General features: G+C 64.7%; 5 protein-coding genes. All 5 read right to left on the minus strand.

Going from position 1 to position 5,990, the window contains the following annotated elements; genetic code table 11:
• Positions 1 to 78: 78 nt before the first annotated feature.
• Positions 79 to 783 (minus strand): ATP-binding cassette domain-containing protein, encoded by a 705-nt coding sequence (locus EOD15_RS26755; protein WP_127408992.1) that lies wholly within the window; start codon positions 781 to 783, stop codon positions 79 to 81.
• A complete protein-coding gene (locus tag EOD15_RS26760; RefSeq protein WP_127320913.1) occupies positions 780 to 1,766 on the minus strand; it encodes a branched-chain amino acid ABC transporter permease in 987 nt (328 codons plus the stop codon). Before EOD15_RS26760 ends, EOD15_RS26755 begins: the two co-directional genes overlap by 4 nt.
• Positions 1,763 to 2,620 (minus strand): urea ABC transporter permease subunit UrtB, encoded by an 858-nt coding sequence (gene urtB, locus EOD15_RS26765; RefSeq protein WP_127320912.1) that lies wholly within the window; start codon positions 2,618 to 2,620, stop codon positions 1,763 to 1,765. Before urtB ends, EOD15_RS26760 begins: the two co-directional genes overlap by 4 nt.
• A gap of 4 nt (positions 2,621 to 2,624) precedes the next feature.
• Positions 2,625 to 3,746, minus strand: a complete 1,122-nt coding sequence (locus tag EOD15_RS26770) for a class II histone deacetylase (protein WP_127320911.1) — start codon at positions 3,744 to 3,746, stop codon at positions 2,625 to 2,627.
• Between the two features lie 83 nt (positions 3,747 to 3,829).
• On the minus strand, positions 3,830 to 5,990 hold a 2,161-nt coding region (locus tag EOD15_RS26775; RefSeq protein ID WP_127408993.1), incomplete at its 5' end, for a LuxR C-terminal-related transcriptional regulator.

Raw genomic sequence — 5,990 nt, forward strand, 5'->3', positions numbered from 1 at the left:
GCGCGACGCTGAGGTCGATGCCGTTCAGCACGGGGAGCAGACCGTAGCCGGCCGACACCGCCATTGTTCGCAGCATGATCAGCGCCTCCCCAGATAAACATCGCGGACCATCTCGTCGGACTCGATGTCATGGAAAGGACCGCTGCGCAGCCGGCGTCCCTGATGCAGCACCAACGTCTCGCAGTTCAGCGCCCGCACGAAGCGGATGTCGTGCTCGACGGCAACGATCGAGAACTCGCCCTTGAGGCGCAGCAGCATCTGCGCCGTGGCCAGCGTCTCCTGCGGCGTCATGCCGGCAGTGGGTTCATCGAGCAACAGCAGGCGCGGCTCTATCGCCAACGCCATCCCGATCTCCAGCCATTGCTTCTGGCCATGCGCGAGCTCGCCGGCCAGCGTGGCGGCACGGTTACCGAGCGCGACCAGTTCCAAGAGTTCACCAACCGGGCGCACTGGCGAAGGCGCGCCCCAGCGCGCGACCTTCAGATTGTCCTCCACCGAGAGGTTCGGGAAGACCGAGGGAATCTGGAATTTGCGGGCGATGCCGAGCCGGGCGATGCGATGCAGCGGCAATCCGGCGCTGTCATGGCCGAGGAAGCGCACGCTGCCGCTGGTCGGACGCAGCGTGCCGGTCAGCACGTTGAGGAAAGTGCTCTTGCCAGCGCCGTTCGGCCCGATGATGCAGCAAAGCTCCTTGTCTCGTACGGTGAGGTTCAGAGCCTCCAGCGCCTGCAGTCCGCCAAAGCGGATACCGACATTTTCAGCCTGCAGCAGGATGTCGCTCATTGCGCGCGCCTCCTGCCCTTGAACAGGCCTTTCAGCCGCGCGTAGATCGACAGGATGCCATCCGGCAGGACGAAGACGATGATGACGAAGACACAGCCGAGCAGAAGGGGCCACAGGCTCGGGTTGAAGCTGCTGATCGTCTGCTGCGCGCGCTGAATGAAGATGGCGCCCAGTACTGGCCCAAGCAGCGTGCCGCGTCCGCCGACCGCCACCCAGACGATAACTTCCGTCGACAGAAGCAGCCCGGACAGATCGGGTGCCACCAGCCCGGCCATACAGACATAGAGGGCGCCGGCAAGGCCGGCGATCGCCGCCGACAGGACGAAAGTGACAAGCAGCCGCAATGGCGCATTGTGGCCGAGCGCGGCCGCCCGGATTTCATTGTCTTGAATGGCGGTCAGCACCGTGCCCCAGCGGCCACGGCTGATCAACCAGAGCGCCAGCACCGTCATGGCGACGATGGCCGAGACGAAGATATAGCTGGGCAGATCCTGGCTGAGATCGACGTGCAGCCCGCCAAGATCGAACTCGATCGGCGGGATGCCGATCAGGCCGCTGTCGCCGCCGGTAACCGAGCTCCAGGAGACCGCGGCCTGCTGGCAGATGACGCCCATGGCCAGCGTGACGATGGTGAAATAGCTGCCACGGATGCCGCCGAAGAACAGGAAGTAGCCGATGATGGCGGCGACGAAGGCCGCACCCGCCACCGCACCCATGATGCCGAGTAAGCTTCCAAAGGGGATGGCATCATTGAGTGTGACCAGCGCCATGATGTAGCCGCCGATGCCGAAAAAGGCGGCGTGGCCGAAACACAGGATTCCGGTGCGGCCCCAGAAGAAGTCGAGGCTCGCCGCGAACAGGCCGAAGATCAGCGCGTCGCGGATCACCGTCAGCTGATAGCCGCCGGCAAAGAACGGATAGATGATCGCGAGCGCCACGCAGGTGGCGAAGATCAGCAGCCAGTTGCGATCACGGGCGATCATCGCGACGCTCCGTTGAACAGACCGTTGGGCCGCAGACGGACAGCGACGATGGCAGCCAGCAGCACGATCGCCTGCGCCAGCGACGGCGAGATCTGATAATTGAGGATGCTGGTCAGCCCGCCGACAAAGACGCTGCCGGCGACAAGGCCGCCAATCGAGCCGACGCCACCGACGATGACGACGAAGAAGGCGTTGGCGAGATAGTTCACCCCCATCTGCGGCAGCACGATCGCCAGTGGCGCGACCAGTCCGCCGGCAAGCCCGGCGATGGCCGCGCCGAAGGTGAAGGCAATGGCGTAGGTACGCCGCGTGTTGATGCCGACGCCCTCGGCCATCTCGCGGTTCTGGATGACGGTTCGGATATCGAGGCCGAAGGGCGTCCGGCTGATCAGCAGGATGACGCCGAGCAAGGTCAGCATGGCGATGCCGATCAGGATCAGCCGGTAGGCCGGATAGACGGTGAAGACGAGATCGAGCGTGCCCTCGATCGGCGGCGTCACCGGCTTGGCGCCGAGGCCGAAGGTCAGTTCCAGCCCTTGCTGCAGGATCAGGCTGACGCCCCAGGTGGCGAGCACGGTCGAGACAGGCCTGGAATAGAGATGGCGGATGATGGCGAATTCGAGGATGCAGCCGACCACCGCGCCGGCGATGGGCGCGGCGGCCAGGCCCAGCCAGAACGAGCCGCCTATACTCTGGACGAAATAGACAGCGAAGGCGCCGACGGTGACGAACTCGCCATGCGCCAAATTGGTGACGTTCATCAGCCCGAAGCTGATCGCCAGCCCGAGCCCGACCAGCATCAGGATGCTGATCAGCGTCAGAGCATTGAGCAGCGTGGTGATGAGAAAATCCATCGCGTCAGGCCGCGCTTGCGAGACGTTGGCGCAGGCCGGCGAGCAGCCCCTCTGCGGCAACGAGCGCAGCAGCCTGGTGTGGCTGCAGATCCTGCCCAGCCCACTCGTCGATATGGTCCGACAGCGGATCGACCACTTCGGTACGGTGATTGGCCAGCGTCTCGATGACGGCATGGCCGCAGAACGGCACATAACCTTCGGAGTAGCCGCCCTCATGGGTCATGATCAGACGCCCTTGCGAGGTCTCGGCGGCCAGCGCCACCATGCGCGCGGCGAGACGCCTGAAGCATTCGCTGTTGAGCATCATGCGGCCGAGCGGATCAAAGCCTGATGCATCGAAGCCGGAAGCGACGATGACGAGGTCCGGTCTGTAGGCGCGCAGCGCAGGTGCGATGACGCGGTCGAAAGCCGCTTCATAGGCGCCGGTGCCGCTGCCCCCCGGCAGCGGTATGTTCATGTTGTAGCCTTTGCCGGCATCTTTCCCGTTGTCGGCCAGCGCACCGCGCCCGGTCGGGTAGAGATTGTCCTGATGCACGGAAATGGTCAGCACCGACGGGTCGGAATAGAACACCGTCTCGGTGCCGTTGCCGTGGTGCACATCCCAGTCGACCACGGCGGCGCGCCCGAGCAAACCTTCATGCTGCAGCCGGCGGACAGCAACGCCGATGTTGGAGAACAGGCAGTTGCCCATCGCCTGGTCGGGTTCGGCATGGTGCCCCGGCGGCCGCGCCAACGCGTAGGCATTGTCGACGCGGCCGGTCAGCACCGCGCGCATGGCGGCATAGGTGGTGCCGGCAGACAGCAGCGCGATGTCGAAGCTGTTGAGACCGATCGGCGCCTGTGGTCCGGCGAAACCGGAGCCACGCTCGCTCAGCATGCGGATATCGTCGACATGGCGTTGCGTGTGCACGCGCAGCAGGTCCTCGATCGAGACCGGCTCTGGGATGATCGGCACCAGATGACGCGACAGGCCACTGACCTGGATGAGGTTGTTCAGCCGGCGCTTCGAGCCGGGCGATTCCAGATGGCGGCCGGGTTCCACGAAACGGCCGGGCGGCATCATGTCGGCGCTGGGGCCGGTGTCGTGCCACATCAGCTGTTCGTGAAAAACGTAGCCTGTCGCCATCCGCAGCGTCCTCCGAAAACCAGCTGACGCTAGCAGGCCAACGATCATGTGGCCCGACCCGAAAGAGGGGTTGTGCCCGTTATCTATACCCCTCCTTTCGGAGGGGCATGGGCGCCTGCTGACCCTTGCGCGGCGCGCACGGCCTGGACCCGGTTCGATACCGCCAGCTTGCCGAAAATGTTCTTCAGATGCCACTTCACCGTGGTTTCGCTCACCGACAGCGCCACGGCGATATCGCGATTGGACATGCCCTCAGTGAGATAGCGCAGCAGTTCGGCTTCGCGCTGGGTGAGCTGTTCCTTCTCAGCGGCTGGTGCGGTCAGCTTGCGCGTCGCCACGGGCATCGCCTGCGCGGCATCGATGATGCGCGTCGCATAGGCTGACAGCGCGGGATCGGTCTTCGCCTGAGCCGCACGCAGCCGCATCAACCCGTCGATAACAGGCCTTCCCTCGTCGACGAAGGAACGGATGAAGCCGGAGGGTTGGGCAAGACGAAGTGCTTCGAGAAGATAGCGATCCGCCACGCGTTGGTCATGGGTGGCGCTGGCTGCCTTGGCGCGCAGGATCAACGCGAGGATATGGCGGCGCATGCGCCCGCTGCTTTTCGTTCGCGCCAACAATTCATCGAGAATACGGGCGGCCGCGGCATAGGATTTCTCCGCCGTCAGCAAGCGGGCCTCGGCAAAGAACTCGAACTCATTGGCGGTGGTGACAACGGCCGAAGCCTCGGTCTCGTCGCCGCGATGCTCGGTCAGCAGCGCGCGCGCCTCGGCGTGGCGGTTTTTGTCGAGCAGCACGCGTATGCGGTCATGCATGATCATCGATGCCAGGCGGCGATACACCGTGCCGCGCACGCGTTGATAGACGCGCTCCAGCATGTCCAGTGCAGCTTCGGTGCGGCCGGTCAGTTGCAGCACGCGGGCATAGGTCGGCACGCTCGCCAAGGGATAGACAATGACCGCCGCGCCTTCGATCTGCGGTCCGAGATTCTCGACCAGGGTCAGCGCCTCGCCCGACGCATTGGTCTCATAGGCGAGCTCAGCAAGCAGGGTTCCGGCCAGGGCTTCGGCATAGGAGTTTGCACCGATCCGCGCCCTGGCCTCTATGATGGCGTTGCGCAGCAGCCGCTCGGCGGCGGGCAAGCGCCCCGCCGAACGCTCGACGACGGCCATGTAACAATTGGCGATGGTGACGCCGAGCAGGCTGCCGCTTCGCTCGTGCGCCCGGCGTGCCGCATCGATTGCGGCGCGGGCACCTTCGAGGTCACCCAGCGCGTAGAGGTTGTAGCCGATGACGTTGGCGGTCGCGCCCTCCATGAACCAGGCATCGGGCGCGATGATACGCAGGGCTGCAAGGGCTGTGTCGCGCGCCTGATCGAACTGCTCCAGCGTGCTGTGGACGGCAGCTGCGAGGACCACGAGCTCGGCCTCGATCGTGGTTCCGGTCATGGTGCCGGGGTCATTGCCGTCAGTCGGTCCGGTCTCGACCAGCTTGCGCGCATTGCTTAGCGTCTGCTTGGCAATCTCGGGTTGGCTGCTGTGAACCGCCAGCCACAGCACGACGAGCTGCAGACGAATGCGCTGGTCGATCAGCTTTCTCGGCAGCAGTGCCAGGAGCTGACGCACGTAGAGGAGCTGGCACTGGGCAATGAGGTCGAGCGCGTTGTTTTCGACGAACACGGCCGCGCGTGCCTGGTCGCCGGCGGCCAGCGCGTGCCCGATCGCTTCGGTCAGCATCTTGCGTTCGCCGAACCATTCGGCGGCCGCCAGATGCAGCGGCGCGATCATCTCCGGTTCGCGCCGTTCCATTTCGCGGCTGAGGAAATCGCGGAACAGATGATGATAGCGGAACCAGCGCCGCTCTTCGTCGAGCGGGACGAGGAACAGGTTGCGCGTCTCGATTTCGGTAATCGCCGCCTCGGCGTCGGCCGCCCGCATCACCGCCCGGCAGGCCTCGGCGCTGAAGCGTTCGAAAATCGAGCTGTAGAGCAGGAACTTCGCAATCGCCTGCGGCAATTCCAGGAACACTTCACCCATCAGGAAGTCGGCGACGTTGCGGTTGGCGCCGGTGAAATTGCCGATGACGGTTTCGGGGGCATGCGCAGCGCTGAGTGACAATGAGGCCAGTTGCAGGCCGGCGGCCCATCCTTCGGTACGCGAGCACAGGGTTTCCACCGTGCCGCTGCTGACGCTCAGGCCCAGCTTCTCATTGAAGAAAGCTTCGGCTTCGGACGAGGCGAAACGC

The sequence above is a fragment of the Mesorhizobium sp. M7A.T.Ca.US.000.02.2.1 genome, assembly GCF_003996995.1.
In the GTDB taxonomy this organism is placed as follows: Bacteria; Pseudomonadota; Alphaproteobacteria; order Rhizobiales; family Rhizobiaceae; genus Mesorhizobium.

What these genes read in the sequence shown, in the direction of transcription:
- urtB (WP_127320912.1), bottom strand. Translation starts at nt 2,620, where the DNA reads ATGGATTTTCTCATCACCACGCTGCTCAATGCTCTGACGCTGATCAGC.
- EOD15_RS26770 (WP_127320911.1), bottom strand. Translation starts at nt 3,746, where the DNA reads ATGGCGACAGGCTACGTTTTTCACGAACAGCTGATGTGGCACGACACC.
- EOD15_RS26755 (WP_127408992.1), bottom strand. Translation starts at nt 783, where the DNA reads ATGAGCGACATCCTGCTGCAGGCTGAAAATGTCGGTATCCGCTTTGGC.
- EOD15_RS26760 (WP_127320913.1), bottom strand. Translation starts at nt 1,766, where the DNA reads ATGATCGCCCGTGATCGCAACTGGCTGCTGATCTTCGCCACCTGCGTG.